The organism is Vibrio sp. 10N.261.45.E2, assembly GCF_002875705.1.
In the GTDB taxonomy this organism is placed as follows: domain Bacteria; phylum Pseudomonadota; class Gammaproteobacteria; order Enterobacterales; family Vibrionaceae; genus Vibrio.
The window spans coordinates 106137-122665 of the sequence record NZ_MCZZ01000128.1 but is presented as its reverse complement, the minus strand read 5'-3'; the positions used below and the strand labels follow the sequence as shown (position 1 = coordinate 122665).

The 16529-nt window shown below is 44.7% G+C and carries 20 protein-coding genes; 9 read left to right on the top strand and 11 right to left on the bottom strand.

All coding sequences use genetic code 11. The annotated features are described in order from the left end of the window. Positions 1-11 precede the first annotated feature (11 nt). Positions 12-767: an HTH-type transcriptional regulator UlaR gene (gene ulaR / locus BCT34_RS14010; protein ID WP_076654258.1), complete on the bottom strand. Its 756-nt coding sequence runs from the start codon at positions 765-767 to the stop codon at positions 12-14. A 339-nt stretch (positions 768-1106) separates the two neighbouring features. Here ulaR and BCT34_RS14005 point away from each other — a divergent pair, with 339 nt between their 5' ends. The 6 genes from BCT34_RS14005 (at position 1107) to BCT34_RS13980 (ending at position 6561) form a co-directional block, all read left to right on the top strand. Further along, a complete protein-coding gene (locus tag BCT34_RS14005) occupies positions 1107-2909 on the top strand; it encodes a PTS ascorbate-specific subunit IIBC (protein WP_076654257.1) in 1803 nt (600 codons plus the stop codon). Positions 2910-2986: 77 nt separating this feature from the next. Further along, entirely contained in the window at positions 2987-3454 is a 468-nt protein-coding gene (locus BCT34_RS14000) for a PTS sugar transporter subunit IIA (RefSeq protein ID WP_076654256.1), read from the top strand. Between the two features lie 9 nt (positions 3455-3463). Further along, positions 3464-4159, top strand: coding sequence for an L-ribulose-5-phosphate 4-epimerase (locus BCT34_RS13995; protein ID WP_076654255.1), 696 nt, complete (start codon positions 3464-3466; stop codon positions 4157-4159). A 23-nt stretch (positions 4160-4182) separates the two neighbouring features. Continuing rightward, on the top strand, positions 4183-5004 hold the full coding sequence (locus BCT34_RS13990; protein WP_076654254.1) for a pyridoxal phosphatase: 822 nt from the start codon (positions 4183-4185) through the stop codon (positions 5002-5004). A 4-nt stretch (positions 5005-5008) separates the two neighbouring features. Beyond that, entirely contained in the window at positions 5009-5656 is a 648-nt protein-coding gene (locus BCT34_RS13985) for a 3-keto-L-gulonate-6-phosphate decarboxylase UlaD (RefSeq protein ID WP_076654253.1), read from the top strand. A gap of 8 nt (positions 5657-5664) precedes the next feature. Next, positions 5665-6561: an L-ribulose-5-phosphate 3-epimerase gene (locus tag BCT34_RS13980; RefSeq protein ID WP_076654251.1), complete on the top strand. Its 897-nt coding sequence runs from the start codon at positions 5665-5667 to the stop codon at positions 6559-6561. Between the two features lie 216 nt (positions 6562-6777). Here the strand turns inward: BCT34_RS13980 and BCT34_RS13975 are convergent, their stop codons facing one another. After that, positions 6778-6987 carry a hypothetical protein gene (locus tag BCT34_RS13975; protein ID WP_076654250.1) on the bottom strand — a complete coding sequence of 70 codons (210 nt, stop codon included), beginning with the start codon at positions 6985-6987 and terminating at the stop codon, positions 6778-6780. A 243-nt stretch (positions 6988-7230) separates the two neighbouring features. On the opposite strand from BCT34_RS13975, the gene BCT34_RS13970 reads away from it, so the two are divergent. The 3 genes from BCT34_RS13970 (at position 7231) to BCT34_RS24440 (ending at position 8919) form a co-directional block, all read left to right on the top strand. Further along, on the top strand, positions 7231-7836 hold the full coding sequence (locus tag BCT34_RS13970; protein ID WP_076654248.1) for a beta-phosphoglucomutase family hydrolase: 606 nt from the start codon (positions 7231-7233) through the stop codon (positions 7834-7836). Between the two features lie 33 nt (positions 7837-7869). Further along, positions 7870-8535, top strand: a complete 666-nt coding sequence (rpe, locus tag BCT34_RS13965; RefSeq protein ID WP_102300658.1) for a ribulose-phosphate 3-epimerase — start codon at positions 7870-7872, stop codon at positions 8533-8535. Positions 8536-8781: 246 nt separating this feature from the next. Then, complete coding sequence (locus BCT34_RS24440; protein WP_162884311.1) at positions 8782-8919, top strand: hypothetical protein; 138 nt, start codon at positions 8782-8784, stop codon at positions 8917-8919. A gap of 158 nt (positions 8920-9077) precedes the next feature. On the opposite strand, the gene BCT34_RS13960 is transcribed toward BCT34_RS24440, so the two are convergent. The 9 genes from BCT34_RS13960 to BCT34_RS13920 all read right to left on the bottom strand — a co-directional run bounded on the left by BCT34_RS13960 (position 9078) and on the right by BCT34_RS13920 (position 16529). Beyond that, entirely contained in the window at positions 9078-10289 is a 1212-nt protein-coding gene (locus BCT34_RS13960; RefSeq protein ID WP_076654244.1) for an MFS transporter, read from the bottom strand. 88 nt (positions 10290-10377) lie between these two features. Next, positions 10378-10701, bottom strand: coding sequence for a hypothetical protein (locus tag BCT34_RS13955; RefSeq protein WP_076654242.1), 324 nt, complete (start codon positions 10699-10701; stop codon positions 10378-10380). Between the two features lie 10 nt (positions 10702-10711). Further along, complete coding sequence (locus BCT34_RS13950; RefSeq protein WP_076654241.1) at positions 10712-11581, bottom strand: L-ribulose-5-phosphate 3-epimerase; 870 nt, start codon at positions 11579-11581, stop codon at positions 10712-10714. A gap of 9 nt (positions 11582-11590) precedes the next feature. After that, the gene (locus tag BCT34_RS13945) at positions 11591-12349 is read right to left on the bottom strand and encodes an IclR family transcriptional regulator (protein ID WP_076654240.1); all 759 of its coding nucleotides are present in this window, start codon (positions 12347-12349) and stop codon (positions 11591-11593) included. A 7-nt stretch (positions 12350-12356) separates the two neighbouring features. Next, positions 12357-13001 carry a 3-keto-L-gulonate-6-phosphate decarboxylase UlaD gene (locus BCT34_RS13940; RefSeq protein ID WP_076654239.1) on the bottom strand — a complete coding sequence of 215 codons (645 nt, stop codon included), beginning with the start codon at positions 12999-13001 and terminating at the stop codon, positions 12357-12359. Further along, entirely contained in the window at positions 12994-14487 is a 1494-nt protein-coding gene (locus BCT34_RS13935) for an FGGY-family carbohydrate kinase (protein ID WP_076654237.1), read from the bottom strand. The genes BCT34_RS13940 and BCT34_RS13935 overlap by 8 nt, the downstream gene beginning before the upstream one ends. Beyond that, on the bottom strand, positions 14487-14975 hold the full coding sequence (locus tag BCT34_RS13930; protein ID WP_076654235.1) for a YhcH/YjgK/YiaL family protein: 489 nt from the start codon (positions 14973-14975) through the stop codon (positions 14487-14489). Before BCT34_RS13930 ends, BCT34_RS13935 begins: the two co-directional genes overlap by 1 nt. Positions 14976-14983: 8 nt before the next feature. Then, positions 14984-15826 (bottom strand): Cof-type HAD-IIB family hydrolase, encoded by an 843-nt coding sequence (locus BCT34_RS13925; RefSeq protein ID WP_076654233.1) that lies wholly within the window; start codon positions 15824-15826, stop codon positions 14984-14986. A 10-nt stretch (positions 15827-15836) separates the two neighbouring features. Next, positions 15837-16529, bottom strand: a complete 693-nt coding sequence (locus BCT34_RS13920; RefSeq protein ID WP_076654231.1) for an L-ribulose-5-phosphate 4-epimerase — start codon at positions 16527-16529, stop codon at positions 15837-15839.

Sequence of the window (16529 nt, the reverse complement as noted above, 5' to 3'; positions counted from 1 at the left end):
GCCCATTAGATTTACACTAAGATGACTTGCGTCCCTTGAGCTTCAATCTTTTTAACCACGTCTGGATTGGCATCTTTACCGGTGATGACAATGTCTATTTGCTTGGCATTGCAAAACAACATTCCGGTTCTTTGGCCAACTTTAGAGCTGTCTACCACAACGACAAGCTTGTCGACTTGTTCTAACATCTGTTGCTCGGCAACCGCTGTTAGCATGTCGGCTTTATAGAGACCCGCATCAGTTAACCCTTTACCAGACGTAAACATCCAATTCCCGGCATAGCCACCCAATGAGTTTGGTGCTGGGTTTAGAAAGATGTTTTGCGCCTTATTGTATTGGCCACCAATGATGATCACGTCGTCATGATCTTCGTTGATTAGGTAGCTGGCGAGTGGGAAATAGTTCGTCACGATCTGAACGTCTTCTCCACACAGTTGCTGACCTAGTAAGAAAGCGGTTGAGCCACAGTTTATGACTACGGTGTCACCCGCCTGACAAAGCTCGGCAGCGGCATGCGCTATTTGAGCCTTCTCTTCATAAAACTCAGTACTGTTGATATTGAGTGGTGACCACTTTCTCTTTTGGTTTTCTATTCTTTCGGCGCCATTTCGTACCTTTCGAAGCCTGCCTAGCTCATCTAGTTTAGCGATATCACGTCTGGCGGTAGCCGGTGAAACACTAAAACTATCAATAATATGAGAGACGTTAATCGTCTGCATTTCTTCTAGTAACGACAGGATGCCGTTGTGTCTTTGCACTTCGTTCATATTTATCACTCTATTTGTCGCTGTGACAATTTGATGATTACTTTTGATTTGTTTTGATTCTAATAATCACATTCATGATTGTCAAATCCTCGCTGTTATAAAACAAGATCTCAATCACAAGTTTTTATAAGTTATTGTTTTTATTGATTTTTATATTTTTCAGTGTGATCCAATGCTCAATTAACCACATTCTAGGAGTGGATAATTGATATAAATCAAAGTAATCACAAGTGAGCATTGAATGATTACTTTTGATTGTTAAAGTCTAACTCGTGAGCAAAACAAGACATCACTGAATCCTACAATCATTAAAAATACAAATTATATTAGGGTAAAGATATGGAGTTCTTATACGATATCTTCTATATTTTTTACAGTCAGGTTATGACCAAAGCACCTTTGTTGCTTGGTATGGTAACTTGTCTCGGTTACATCCTTCTCAAACGTGACGCAACAACTGTTATCTCCGGTTCAATCAAAACCATCGTTGGTTTTATGATTGTTCAGGTGGGTGCGGGAACACTGGTAGCAGGCTTTAAACCTGTTATTGAAAAGATGAGTGAAATACATGGACTGACAGGCTCGGTAATCGACCCTTACACATCCATGATGGCGACAATGGAAACCATGGGAGACAATTACTCTTGGGTTGGGTACGCAGTCCTTATGGCTCTGGGTATTAACATCCTTTTGGTTGCCTTCCGCAGAATCACTGGTATTCGTACTATCATGCTTACGGGACACATCATGTTCCAACAAGCTGGTCTGATTGCGGTTTTCTACTTCGTGCTTGGCGCGGGGATGTGGGAAACCATCATCTACTCTGCAATTCTGATGGCTCTATACTGGGGCATCTCTTCGAACATCATGTTCAAGCCGACACAAGAAGTGACTGGCGGTGCGGGTTTCTCTATTGGTCACCAACAACAGTTTGCATCTTGGGTAGCAACTAAAGTTGCTCCGAAGTTAGGCGATAAGAACGACAGTGTTGACCACATCAACCTACCGAAATGGCTACACATCTTCCACGACAGTATTGCTGCGACTACTTTGGTCATGACTGCATTCTTCGGCATTATCCTTCTCTCTTTCGGTCTAGATAACCTTCAAGAGATGGCAGGCAGCACACATTGGTTAATCTACATCTTCGAAACAGGTCTGAAATTCGCGGTTGCGATTCAAGTTATCGTAACGGGTGTACGTATGTTCGTTGCCGAGCTTTCTGAAGCGTTCAACGGTATCTCTCAACGTCTAATCCCTAACGCAGTATTAGCGATTGACTGTGCCGCTATCTACGCATACTCACCAAACGCAATGGTGTTCGGCTTCCTTTGGGGTGCTGTGGGTCAATTTACCGCGGTATTGGCGATGTTGGCCTTTGATGCGCCAATCATGATTATTCCTGGCTTCATTCCAATGTTCTTCTCTAACGCAACGATTGGTGTCTTCGCTAACCACTTCGGTGGCTGGAAAGCGGTCATGAAGATCTGTTTCGTGATGGGCATTATCGAGGTGGTTGGTTCGGCTTGGGCGATTCACATCTTCGCGCAATCAGGCACTGAGTTTAACGGCTGGATGGGTATGGCTGACTGGGCACTAGTGTTCCCACCAATCATGCAAGGTATCTCTAGCTCTAGCATGTTCTTCTTTGTTGTCGTCGCTCTTTCTGGTGTGTACATGTACTTCGCATCAAAAGCCCTACGAGCTGAAGAAGATGGCGAAGCGCAAAATGCGCAAACTATGACAGCTGTGACACCAGAAGGTGTAGAAGTTGAAGTCGCAGTACCGACAAAGCCTGAAGCAGTAGCTGAAGCTCCACAGGCGGGTAGTGCAGTCGAACATAAACCAGTACGAGTTCTTGTGTGCTGTGGTTCTGGCCAAGGGTCATCAATGATGTGCTCTAAGAAAATCAAAGAGTTCTTAGATAAGAAAGGCGTACCGGCCACCACGTTCAACAGTGCAATCACAGATTACAAATCACACTTAGGTTCATTCGACATCATCGTTACTTCGGTTGCGCTGGCTGAAAAGATTACCAACCTTCCGGAAGGTAAGCAGCAGTTAGCAGTGAAGAACATGATCATGGTGAAAACCTTTGGTGATGAACTGATTTCAATCATCGAAAACAACTTCCACAAATAATCGAGTTAGCCCGGCGTCAAAGCGGCGACCGGGCAACCAAAAAAATTCTAATAACAAATTATTAAGTGAGCAAACCAATGAACTTGAAAGAATCTCTGATTAAAAACAACTCAATCCAACTAAACGCTAAAGCAACAGACTGGCAGTCGGCTATCAAGATTGGTACCGATGCATTAGTCAAAGCAGGTGTCGCTGAAGAGCGTTACTACGATGCCATCATCAAAGCTATCTCTGTTGAAGGCCCATACATCTGCATTCACGATGCATTTGCACTACCACATTGCCGCCCAGAAGATGGCGTGATCAAAACAGGCTTCGCATTAACGGTATTAGAAACGCCAATCCTATTTGATGACGTAGACGAGCCTGTAGATGTGCTAATCACCCTGGCTGGTAAAGATTCAGAAGAGCACATCGAAGGCACGATGCAGGTCGCGAACCTGATCGAGTTTGATGAAGATTTCTCAAAACTACGTGCATGTAAAACACCACAAGATGTGGCGAACCTGATCGATACGGCACTTGCACAAGCAGAAGCGGCTTAAGGAGTCGATATGTCTAAATATAGCCAATTGAAACAACGTGTTTTAGAGGCGAACTTGCAGCTTCCTAAGTACGGTTTAGTGACATTTACCTGGGGCAATGTTTCCGAGTTTGACCGTACTAATGGCGTGATAGCGATTAAACCATCGGGTGTCGAATACAGTGACATGACGGCTGAAGACATGGTGGTCGTAGACTTAGAGGGCAACATCATTGAAGGCAAGCTGAATCCTTCAAGTGATACGGCTACTCACCTGGAGCTCTACAAAGCATTCCCAGAAATCGGCGGCATTGTTCATACCCACTCTCGTAGTGCAACCATTTGGGCACAAGCGGGCATTGATATTCCAGCCCTGGGTACTACGCATGCTGACTACTTTTACGGAGATATTCCGTGTACTCGCAAGCTCTCGAACAGTGAAATTGCGGAGCAGTATGAGAAAAACACTGGCCTAGTGATCATCGAAGAGTTTGTTCAACGTTGTATCGACCCGATGGCAGTACCGAGTGTGATTGTTGCGGGGCATGCGCCGTTCTCTTGGGGCAAAGATGCCAAAGACGCCGTACATAACTCGGTGGTTTTAGAAGAAGTGTCGGCAATGGCATTGGCAACGCGCTCGTTAAACAGTGGCATCAAGATTCAACCTGAGCTTTCAGATAAACATTACCTACGTAAGCATGGTGAAAATGCTTACTACGGGCAGTAATAAGCGTGATGTGAGGAGAGGCGATGTATCAAGTATTGGCGTTAGACCTTGATGGAACCGTGTTGACCGATGATCACACTATCCATCCTGAAGTGAAGAAAGCGATCCAAGAGGCGAAGCAGCATTGCCACGTGATGATCGTGACTGGCAGGCATCACACCGCAGCAAGGCCTTATTACTATGAGTTAGGGCTAGATACTCCGATTATTTGCTGCAACGGAACGTACGTGTATGACTACCAAAGCGAGACTGTTTTAACTCAGAACGCCATTGAGCATGAGACCGCTCAAACGTTTATCGAGCTGGCGCAGGAACACAAGCTGAAGATGGTGATGTACATCACCGATGCGATGACTTACTCCAACTACAACCCATTCGCCTACATGTTGGCGTTGGAAGAGTGGGCTGAGCAAGCGCCTGAGCACCACAAGCCAAACATCTATCGAGTGGACTCATTCTCTGAAACGGCGAAGAGCACCGAGTTTGTGTGGAAGTTTGTGGTGGAAGGGGAGCAAGAGTCGGTTGATCGCTTAATGCAAACGCCTTGGATCAAAGATCATTTTAACGGTGAACGCTCGTGGTCTAACCGAATCGACTTTGCCGCGAAGGGTAATAGTAAAGGCCTTCGCCTTGCTGAATACGTAAGTGAACTGGGTTTTCAGCCCTCTCAAGTGATTGCCATTGGCGACAATCACAACGACATATCAATGCTTCAATACGCAGGCTTAGGCGTAGCGATGTTTAATGCTGACGACACCGTCAAATCGAACGCTCAAGCCGTATGCAAAACAGATAACAATCAAGATGGCCTTGCCCATCTAATACGTGAACAAATTAAAGGATAAAACCATGACTAAACCAATGATTCAAATCGCCCTAGACCAAACAAACCTACCTGCTGCAATTGAAGTGGCAAACAACGTTGAAAGCTATGTAGACGTGATTGAAGTAGGCACAATTCTAGCGTTCGCAGAAGGGATGACTGCGGTATCGACACTGCGCAAAAACCACCCTGATCACATCTTAGTGTGTGATATGAAAACCACAGATGGCGGCGCGATTCTGGCTCGTATGGCATTTGAAGCGGGTGCTGACTGGATTACGGTTTCAGCGGCGGCGCACATTGCAACTATTGACGCATGTAAGAAGGTTGCCGATGAATTTAAGGGTGAAATTCAAATCGAGATCTACGGTAACTGGACTATGGACGACGCTCAAGCATGGGTTGACCTAGGTATTACACAAGCGATCTACCACCGTTCTCGTGATGCTGAGTTGGCAGGCGTGGGCTGGACAGAAGCGGACTTAGTGAAGATGCGTGCACTGTCTGAACTGGGTATCGAGCTTTCTATCACAGGCGGTATCGTGCCAGAAGATTTGTACCTATTTGAGGGTATTAAAGCGAAAACCTTCATTGCCGGTCGCGCACTAGCAGGTGAAAAAGGTCAAGAAACCGCTGAAGCACTGAAAGAACAAATCAACCGCTACTGGAACTAGGAGGCGTTATGTATCAAAACTTAACGCGCCATCGTGTCGGGCTTTATGAAAAAGCGTTACCGAACGACCTAAGTTGGGAAGATAAGCTTAAAACCACGAAAGAGTTAGGTTTTGACTTCCTTGAGATCTCAGTCGATGAGTCCGATGAAAGACGCAGCCGTTTAGACTGGAGCGATGAAGAAGTCTATGGCCTACGCCGTTTGTGTGAAGAGCATCAAGTGCCGCTGCAGTCGATGTGTTTAAGCGCGCACCGCAAGTTCCCATTTGGCTCTGCTGATCCGAAAGTGCGAGAGCAAGCCGTTATCCATATGGAGAAGGCCATTACGTTGGCGTACAAGTTGGGTATTCGCACCATTCAACTCGCAGGCTATGACGTGTACTACGAACCTGCAGACAAAGCGACACACCTGCGTTTTATCGAAGGTATGAAGCTCTCGGCACAACTGGCAGAGCGCGCTGGAGTGATGTTAGCGGTTGAAATTATGGACACGGATTACCTGAACTCGCTAAGCAAGTTTGAAGTGTTGAGCCGTGAGATTGATTCGCCTTATTTCACCGCGTATCCAGATGTAGGCAACATCTCAGGTTGGAATTATGACATCGTGACAGAGCTTAAGCTGAGTAAGCCACGCATTACCCAAATCCACCTTAAAGATACGTATCGTGTCACTCCTGAATATAAAGGGCAGTTCCGTGATTTAGTGATAGGTGAGGGAGAAGTCGATTTCAATGCGATTTTCAAAACATTGAAAGAAACTGAATGTGTGGTGCCGCTGGTGATCGAAATGTGGGCTCAAGATGAGCACTGGAAAGAGAATATCTTGAAAGCTCAGGTTCGCTTAAACGAAGTTTGCCGTCAAACAGGTGTCATGCCCCTGTTTGGAAATGAATTGCTTGGAAGCTAGTCGCTTGGAAATGAATAGTTTGAAAGCGAATCGTCTAGATTGAAGCATTGCAGCAAGAACAAAATAGCAACTCAGTTGGCTTAACCGAATAGCGAATCAAACATCGCTAATGTCAGAATAATCATGCTCCTTTCTGACAAAAAAACGTGCAGCATATTGCCCCCAATATGTTGCACGTTCTACTTTATCTGATGGTAGAAACTAGATCGATGTTGGTTAAATAGCGATAGTGATGTGGTCACGTCCTACTTTAGCCATCTCCATTAGAACATCTGTGTGGTACTTCTTCTTCACGGTAACTTGAGTACCAATTTCACTTGCAATCTTTACTATTTCAAGTGCGTCAGTTGGGTGTAGAGAAGAGTCTTTTGATATCTCAATGTTTACGCCTAGTTTCACTAGTTTAATTGCGTCGGTCGAATGCATGATATTTTTCCAAATTTGAATTTTGGTGGACTATATCACTTTCATTTTATTCAACTCTATACGTATTCCTCAAAAACGGATGTCGATCCGATCAAAATAGGATTTCAAGAGTAAAAACACTCATTGTTTACTACTGCAAAAACTATTTACCGTATTGGTGGCTGAGATCATATTCACAACAAGAATTGATAGTTTCGATGCACTGTTCTTATTAATATAAGAGGTAAAAGGATTGAAAAATTCATGCCGAATTTAGACAAATATAAAGGAATTATCTTTGACTTAGATGGTACCTTGGTTAACTCCATGGTAGCCCACGCTCATGCTTGGGAATTGACCTGCAGTAAGTTCAACATCCCTTACGACAAAGAATGGTTGGATCAACTGGGTGGCATGCCATCACGCAAAGCCACGCTTGAGATCATGAAGCGATACGACCTATCTCTTGACCCACAAGTGGTCACCAAAGACAAAATAGCAAACTTCGAAGCCATTGAGCACAAGGGCGACGTATTACCCGAAACCTACGCCATACTAGAGCGTTATTATCAGCTCAAAAAAGTTGGTATTGGCACTGGTGCACAAGCTAAGCATGCCAAAGCTATTCTAGATACCACCGACATTCCTTCAATGATCACAGCGCTTGTGACCTCTGATGATGTGGATAATCACAAGCCTCACCCTGATACGTTTTTAAAAGTCGCGCAGCAACTTGATGTATTACCAAGTGATTGTGTTGTTTTTGAAGACACACTCATAGGGCAGCAAGCGGCGAGTAGCGCCGGAATGGATTGTTTTATGGTGGAAGAGGGTGTCGTCACCACGTTCATACCTGCCAACAACGAATAACTCAAATATACAATACTGATTTCAAGGAACCCCATGAAAGATTACCTTATCGCGCCTTCCATTCTGTCTGCTGATCTTGCTCGTTTAGGCGAAGATGTTGAAAATGTTATTGCAGCAGGTGCTGATGTGATTCACTTCGACGTAATGGATAATCATTATGTACCTAACTTAACCTTTGGTGCTCCGGTGTTAAAGGCTCTGCGTGATTACGGTATTACTGCTCCTATTGATGTCCACTTAATGGCAAAACCCGTTGATTCAATGATCCCTGATTTTGCAAAGGCAGGGGCAAGTATGATTACTTTTCATGTTGAGGCGTCCGAACACGTTGATCGTACGCTGCAGCTAATCAAAGAATGTGGTTGCCAGGCGGGCGTAGTGCTGAACCCAGCAACACCATTAAGCCATTTGGATTACATCATGGATAAAGTGGATCTTATCTTAGTGATGTCAGTTAATCCTGGCTTTGGTGGTCAATCGTTTATTCCAGCGACGCTAGATAAACTGCGTGAAATCAGACGACGTATTAACCAATCTGGGCGTGCAATTCGTTTAGAAGTCGATGGTGGGGTGAAAGTAAATAACATAAAAGAGATTGCTGATGCCGGTGCCGACATGTTTGTTGCGGGGTCGGCGATTTTTGATAGTGAAGATTATCAGCGGGCAATTGACGCGATGCGAGCGGAATTGTCTAAGTAGCGCCAACAAAGGCTCGACAAGTCACAGGCTTGGTTTCCTCTTGGTTCAAAGGGGGCTCCAAGCCTTTTTTGTATCTCTCAACCTAGAGTGAATATTGTCTAGAAGAGGCTTAAGGTGTGGTTAGCTTATCTTTAGCGTTACCAAACTAACGAATTACTGTTATGTAATAAAACTACAGAAATTGTTGACTTCAATCACATTTAGGAGGAAAATTAGCCATAGATCACACAACAACGAGAACGAACAATGAATGCTACAGTAATCACAAACGAAAGCAGCAAAACATTAGTAAAACCTTCTGTAATGAATGAAGTTCTTTTCTTTGCAAAGTCTACGGCAATTATGGGTGCAATCATCCTACTTGTTGCTTCTGCTTGGGTTTAATCTCAACAGATAAACACTAGCTAAGTGTGATCAGGGGTGATGCAATATCACCTACTGATACAACTTAGTTCAAGCTCAATTCAACCTCTCTTTGCTTCCCTTGTACTTTCTTCAGCAGTCATGCTGATCTTTATCTCTTCGTTATATTTAAACGCTATTTAAGCGATTGATTTATCTTGGTGCTTCACCACCGACCAATACAACACGACCATGCCGATATAAGCCAAAGCTGGCGCAACATAGCTCATACTCAGCGTAAATGCGTCAATTAAGCTCGCTTGTACAAAAGGCAATACAATTCCACCAATAGAACACATGATCAGAACCGCAGCACCTTGTGAGCTCTGTTTACCTGCAGCTTGAAGCGCTTGCGCATAAATGATTGGGTAAAGTGTCGAGTTGCAAAGGCCGACCATCAGCATTAAATAGCCACTCCAAAGGTGATCAAAAAGTAATGCGACGATACTGATAGCAATAGCAACCAAGCATGAACATAAAAAGAGCGTGTGTGAGTTCAGGCGGTGGCCAAATTTGGCAAACAACAGACGGCCAATAAACATAAAGACCCAATACGCAGCAATGACCTGAGTGGCTGAGATGAGCCCTAAACCACCGTACTTGTCGTCCGCTAAATAGGTGATAGTGAAAGTACCAAAACTCACTTCAACACCAATGTAGAGCAAAAGAACCAGAGCCAATTTTAAGAAAGGACGATTTTTCAATAACGTAAGTAACCCACGCCAGAAGCCTGTCAGCTGTTTAGGCTTAATGTCAGGGACATCAATGCGCTGAAAAAATACGAGTAAACCAAGGAAAAAGAGTGCGATCAGTAGAAAGAGAATGGAGACTTGTTCGGCAGTACTGTCAATTTGATAACTCGTCGCTATGACCACCACCGCACTCAAGACCAAAGGCCCCAGCACTGTACCGATCGAGTTAGAAGCTGTTGCGATGCTTTGCCTAATCACGCTTTTGTCGGGTGTCGAAAGCAGAGACACATAAGGCGAGCTGACGACTTGTATCGCAGAAAGCCCCGACGCCATTAATAAGATGCCAAGCAAGGTGAGTACTAAATCCTGTGAGCGGACTAGATAGGCCATCACCAAACAACCTAATACACACCAGAGCAAACAGTACTTTAAAGTACGTTTATAGCCGATTTTTGCCATTACGAATGACGTTGGAAGAGAGACAGTCACTCGAGTGATAAAAAATGCCATTGGAAACAACATCGCCATTTTATAGTCGAGACCAAAAGCTTCTTTGTAGTAGGGAATGAGTGAGTTGCTTGAGACGGTGATTAGTCCCCAGATAAAAAATATCAGAGACAGTAAGACCAGTGGGGCATCTTTTAACGGGAATACTCTCATAGTGATTCCTTATAAATAGCGATAAAAAAGCAGAAGATGATCTCCTGCTTTTCGATTGGAACTTTACGGTATATGGCCTACTGGGCCGTTAGTCGCGCACGAAATTAATGTGATGAACATGAATATTGTATTTTTCAATGATCACTTTAGTTGCGTGCATGCTTTTGATGCGAGCGTCAGAGTCGAGTGCTTGCGCCATTGCAGACTCACTTTCGTAGCTATGCTGCATCATAAGTAGCAGGTTTTTGTGGCTTTCTGCTTCAATCGCTTCAGGTTTATTAAGTGTTAAACCCTGATTGTTCGGAAAAGTTCGAATGATCGGTGCGACTTCATTTTCCATATATTGGTAGAAGTCTTGTTTTTGTTCTTCAGTTAAATCAGCTTCGAAAAAAGCGGTGCGAAAAATTGTCATGGTCGTTTCCTTACAGGTCAAAGCCAGATTGATTAGCGATAGATTTCAAGGTTGCTTTTGCTTGCTTGATGTCTTCCAACCAGTCGTCATTTTGTGCCCACATTTCAATCACTAATGGTGCGCTGTAATCAATGTCAGCTAATGTTTTGAAAATCGCAGGGAAGTCGACTTGGCCTTCACCAATCACAAGATCTCGGAACTGACCTTTGCAAGTTTCAGAAACGCGCAACGTGTCTTTTAGATGAACCTGTACTAAGTGGTCACGGCTAAGCTTCAGTTCAGTACATACATCGTAATTCCAACCAGAAATATTGCCGACATCTGGGTAAGCCATGAAGTAAGGAGATGGGATCTCACGTTTCAGTACTTCAAACTTACTCAGAGAGTTGAGGTAAGGCGTATCCATGATCTCTACGCCTAGCATAATACCTGCGCGCTCTGCCATTTTTGTCGCTTGCTTCATGCCATCGATAAAGCGTGCATGGGTTTCAGCAGATTGTGGCTCGTAATACACATCGTAACCCGCCATTTGAATGCAGCGGATACCCAATTTGTATGCAAGAGAAATCGCTTTCTCCATGATGATGAAAGATTCTGTACGAGTTGCCTCATCCATAGAACCGAATGGAAATTTACGGTGAGCGCTTAAACACATAGATTGGAAAGGCATTTGATGCTTTTCACATAAGCGGCGAAGCTCGTAAATTTCTTCGTCTGACCAATCGAGACGTGCACGACGCTCGTCGGTTTCATCGACAGAGATTTCAACAAAGTCGAAACCTGCGTCTTTAGCATAAATAAAACGTTCTTCCCAAGTGAGAGAAGTCGGCATTGCTTTCTCGTAAATACCTAATCTGAATTTGTTTTTAGAATCAAACATTCTTTTTCCTTAAAAGAGTTGTTGTTCTATACGCGCCGTGATGTCTTGGATTTTGTTGGCAATTTCTCCATAGCCTAACGCTTTCATTTTTGGCGTTAGTGAAGAGACACTTACCGCGTATACAGGGGATTTGTTTTTGTCGAAAATAGGGACAGCAACACAAGAAATGCCCGCTTCGTTCTCTTCATCATCAAGCGCATAACCGCGCGCTTTGATCTTGTCGAGAACATCGAAAAACTGAGATTTATCGAGAATCGTATTCTCAGTTAATGGCTTCATGGTGCTGACATTACGCTGCCAGTAGGTTTCGCGCACAGTGTCTGAGCTAAACGCGAGGTAGCATTTACCAGCGGCAGAGCAGTACATAGGAGAGTGCAAACCGACGTATGTGCGAGTGCGAAATGCCGAATTTACTGGCTCAAACTTATCTTTGAAGATGATGTTGTCAGCGTCAAAAGAGAGAAAGTTCACCGTCTCATTCACATCGTCGAGCAGCTCAGACAGGTAAGGCTTAACAGTACCTGTGACATCAGAGTTGATGGCTGCGTGTCCGAGCTGAACCAACTTCATTGTTAAGCGATATTCTTTGCCTGAGCACATTTGAGCAACATAACCAGAGGCTTCAAACGTTGCCAAAATACGGTGGACAGAAGACTTATTGAAGCCTGTCCCTTCAGACACTTTCTGTAGTGAAATGCCATTAGGATAATTCCCAAGGAATTCCAGAACAGTTAGTGCTTTAGACAACGATTTAATTTGCTCACTCATAAATGTGCTACCAGTGTTTACCTATTTCAGTATGGAAATTTTCTGCGATATCACGTCCATTGCTTCCGGCTAAAGCGCGGCCAGCAATAAATGACTTTGCAGACAGATTCTTAAACAAATGCAGATCGTCTGGCACAATACCACCAGTAATGGATAGTTCAATTCCTATATCCGATAATTTCTGCATTTTTATCAAATCTTCTTCGGTCCAGCTCACACCAGCTAGTTCAGCATCACGTGAACGGTGATAAATTGCTTGTTTAATGCCCATGTCGACCCAAGCTTGTGCGTCATCCATTGTCCAGTGGCCGTACAGCTCAATTTGTACTTCGCCGTTAAACTCATCGGTGACTTTCTTCGCTGAGCGGATGGTTTCGATGTGAGCAGCAGCGCTGACAGTTACCCAGTTTGCACCGGCTTCCATTGCTAAGCGGGTTAGAATTGCGCTCGCATCAGTGATTTTCATATCACATACGATAGTGTGGTTTGGGTACTTTTCTCGTAGGAGTCTTACGCTGTCTACGCCGTGAGCAAAGGCTAAAATCGTACCAATTTCAATAACATCTAACTTATCTGCAACATGTTCAATGGAAGCTAAAGCGGTGTTGATGTCGGTTGCATCTAGTGCCATTTGTAGTAAAGGTTTAGGCATCTATTCCATCCTCAAATTGTTTAAACAACTGAACCAGTCGTTGGTATTGCTTGTATTTTTTCTGATATTTTTCGTAGTTTGCTGGGTTAGGCTCAATGCGTGAGGCTGAGTGGGTAACGTTTCGCGTACACTCCGCGAGAGAAGCAAACTCACCAGAGCCAACCATAGCCATCATGGCTGCGCCAAGTGACCCTGTTTCATCTACGTCGGAGACTTCAACCGTCATTCCGGTAAGGTCTGCCAGCATTTGCATCCAAACAGAACTAGATGCAGGGCCACCGGTCACTTTCAATACATCAGCTTTCGGGAAACGCTGACGCATACGTTCAAGGTGAAGGTTGTGGCAGAACAGAATGCCTTCCCAAATCGCCTGAATTAGCTGGCCTTTAGTGTGGTGAGACTGTAATCCGTAGAATCCGGATTTAAGCCCTAAGCCTTGGTTTGAACCATAAAGGAATGGTACGAAGTAGACTGAACTAGATGCCGGGTCTAATGCATCGACTAAGGCTTGATTCTGAGCATGGTTGAGCTTGCCATCTTCACCAAGGTAGTCGGCAAACCATTCATAGTTGCCTGCTGATGTAGGACTTGCTTCATGAATGATGTATTCCCCATCGATAGCGTAGTGGCCATAGACAAAGTTGTGCGCTTCTTGAGTCACTTGTTTGGAAATACCTGAGGTTACCGCCCAAGTGCCCATTACGTAATTCAAGGTATCTTCTGATGAGTTGATACCAGAGCAAATGGCCGTTGAAACCACATCAAATAGACCACCAAAGACTGGAGTGCCTAGCGCAAGTCCTGTTTCTTTAGCGATAGCGGCTGTAATTTTGCCCGCTTGCTGCTGAGGTTTTACTACCGGTGGCAGCGCATCCCAGATCTCTTCAATGCCAAAGGTTTTCAGCAGTGCTTTGTCGTATTCACCCGTAATGGAGTTGAAGAAATTGCTTTCTGAAATGTTGGTCAGTTCAGCGGCAACTTCACCTGTTAAACGATAACGTAGGTAATCGTGCGACATCATGACAGCACCGATTTGGTCGTAGCGCTGACGGTCGTTCTCTTTGACCCAACGAATGATCGATACTGGGTGACCTGTCCATAGGGTTTGCAATGTAGTTGGGTAAATCTCTTGTGCCTTGCCTTGCTCTAACCACTCTTTGACAATAGGTAGCGAGCGAGAGTCTGACGACATGATGCCATGGCCCAGATTGTTCCCCTGCTTGTCCAGCAGGTAAACGCCTTTACCTTGCGCAGAAATACTTAAGCCTTTGATGACTGTTGGTTCAACGTGTGTGGATTCAAGCAGTTGTTTAATTACCGCTACAGCGTTGCCCCAAAGTGCGTCTAGGTCTCGTTCTACCCAGCCTTGTTTTTCATTAATGACGCTCGCTGAAACGCGTGCTAAGCCTTGCTGTTCGCCTTTGGCATTGAACAGAGCGGCTTTCATAAAGGTACCGCCAGAATCAATTCCGATGTAGTAATTCATTATTTGGCATCCAGTAAGTCATTGTGAATTTTTACCACCAACTTTCTGACAAGCGAGCTGTCGTCATTTTCAATATTGGTGATATGAACGGTATCGGGTGTGAAGAGATAGAACTGCTGTGGTTTGGCATGAATAAAGTTCAGTTCAATACCTTCGAACTCATAAAACTGCAGATCTCTCTGTTCGTTGTAAGGTTCTGCGAGCTTGTGGTCGCCTGTGTCTTTAGACCAAGCCATGATCTCTGAACCTTTAAGTACAATTTGCAGATCTGAGTAGTGCTTGTGTACTTCTGGCTTAAAGCATGCGAGTGGCTCTTTTTTATATTCCAGTACAACGAACCAAGCTTGGTTTGCATCAAAACCAGGCAGGGTGTGGCGCCCGATAGCTAAAGCATCAGTATCTAGGCTATTGATATGCTCAAGTATATTTTGAACAGCGATAGGGTAGCTTCGGGTAAATTTAGAGGGTTGAGTATTTCCGACTAGCATAAAATTCTCTATTTAAATAAGCGGCTTAAAAGCTCTGCGAGCCCAGTCTTGTCATCGTTATTTTTGTCTGTGACAAGGTCTGCGGTGTTTTTCACGGTGTCATCGGCATTGTGCATGGCTATACCGAGACCTGCGGCTAGCAGCATTGAGATGTCATTGTGGTTATCACCGACAGCAACACACTCTTCAAGGCGGATGCCTAGCGGCTCGATGTAACGAGTAAGCGCATTGCCTTTGCTGTTTCCTTTCGCTGCGAAATCGACACGATCAATCCAAGAGCGCTCGCCATTAAAGTGGTCTTGGACAAATGGAAGTTTGGCGAATTGGTTGACTTCTCCCTCGACGACAAACTTCCAAACGTACTCAGACGTAGCGGCTTCATGATGGAAGTTGTCTACTTTCTGTATGTTCGGACGTTTTGCTGGTGGAAATGTCTCTGACCATTCAAGGAGCGCTTCCATGTATTCGATAGGACGACTTTTTGAGTAGAGCATGGCGTCACGCACATACATCACCATCTTGAGATCATGCGCTTGAGAGAGCGTGATAAATTCAGCAGCAATCTGTTTGTCGATGGCGTTTTCTTCTAGAACGGTATTGTTTTGGTAATCAAATATATAAGTACCGTTACAGCAAATGATCGGCGTCGATAAACCCAACTGTTCGTAGTAAGGTTTAGCTGCAACATGGTGACGGCCTGTCACTATCACCACATGTGTGTCTTTTGCGATGCTCTTGATAGTGTCGATTAACTCTTGGCTGATGGTGTGCTGAGAGTTGAGCACGGTTCCATCGAGATCGAGAGCTAGAAGCTCATGTTTACAAGACTTGTGCAGTAATGACTTATGCATGTGCGAGGCCTTACTTCTGTCCGTAGTACGAGTTCTTGCCGTGTTTACGGTTGTAGTGCTTATCAAGCAGTTCAGGTTGAATCGCGACCTCTGGGCTGATTGAGCGAGTTGCGGTTGCCATCGCGGCAATCTCTTCCATCACAACAGCGTTATGAACAGCGTCTGAGCCATCTTGCCCCCAAGTAAATGGTGCATGGCCGGCGATGATGGCACCGGGCATGGCTTGCGGATCAATATCGCGCTGGTTGAACTCTTCGATGATCACAAGACCGGTGTTTTTCTCGTAATCCGATTCAATTTCTGCTTTGGTGAGAAGTCGGGTGCAAGGTACATCGCCGTAGAAATAGTCGGCATGTGTGGTACCCAGCGCAGGAATGTCTCGGCCTGCTTGTGCCCAAATCGTCGCGTTGCGAGAGTGGGTATGAACAATGCCGCCAATGGATGGAAACGCTTTGTAGAGTTCAATGTGAGTTGCGGTATCGCTAGATGGGTTCATTGTCCCTTCAATACGATTGCCTTCAAGGTCGACAACCACAATATCGTCTGCCGTCATTACATCGTATTCAACACCAGAAGGTTTAATCGCAATGACACCACGCTCGCGGTCGATTTCAGAGACGTTACCCCAAGTGAATGTCACAAGGCCGTATTTAGGAAGTTGTAAGTTAGCTGCGAGAACGCGTTCTTTTAATTCTTGGTACAT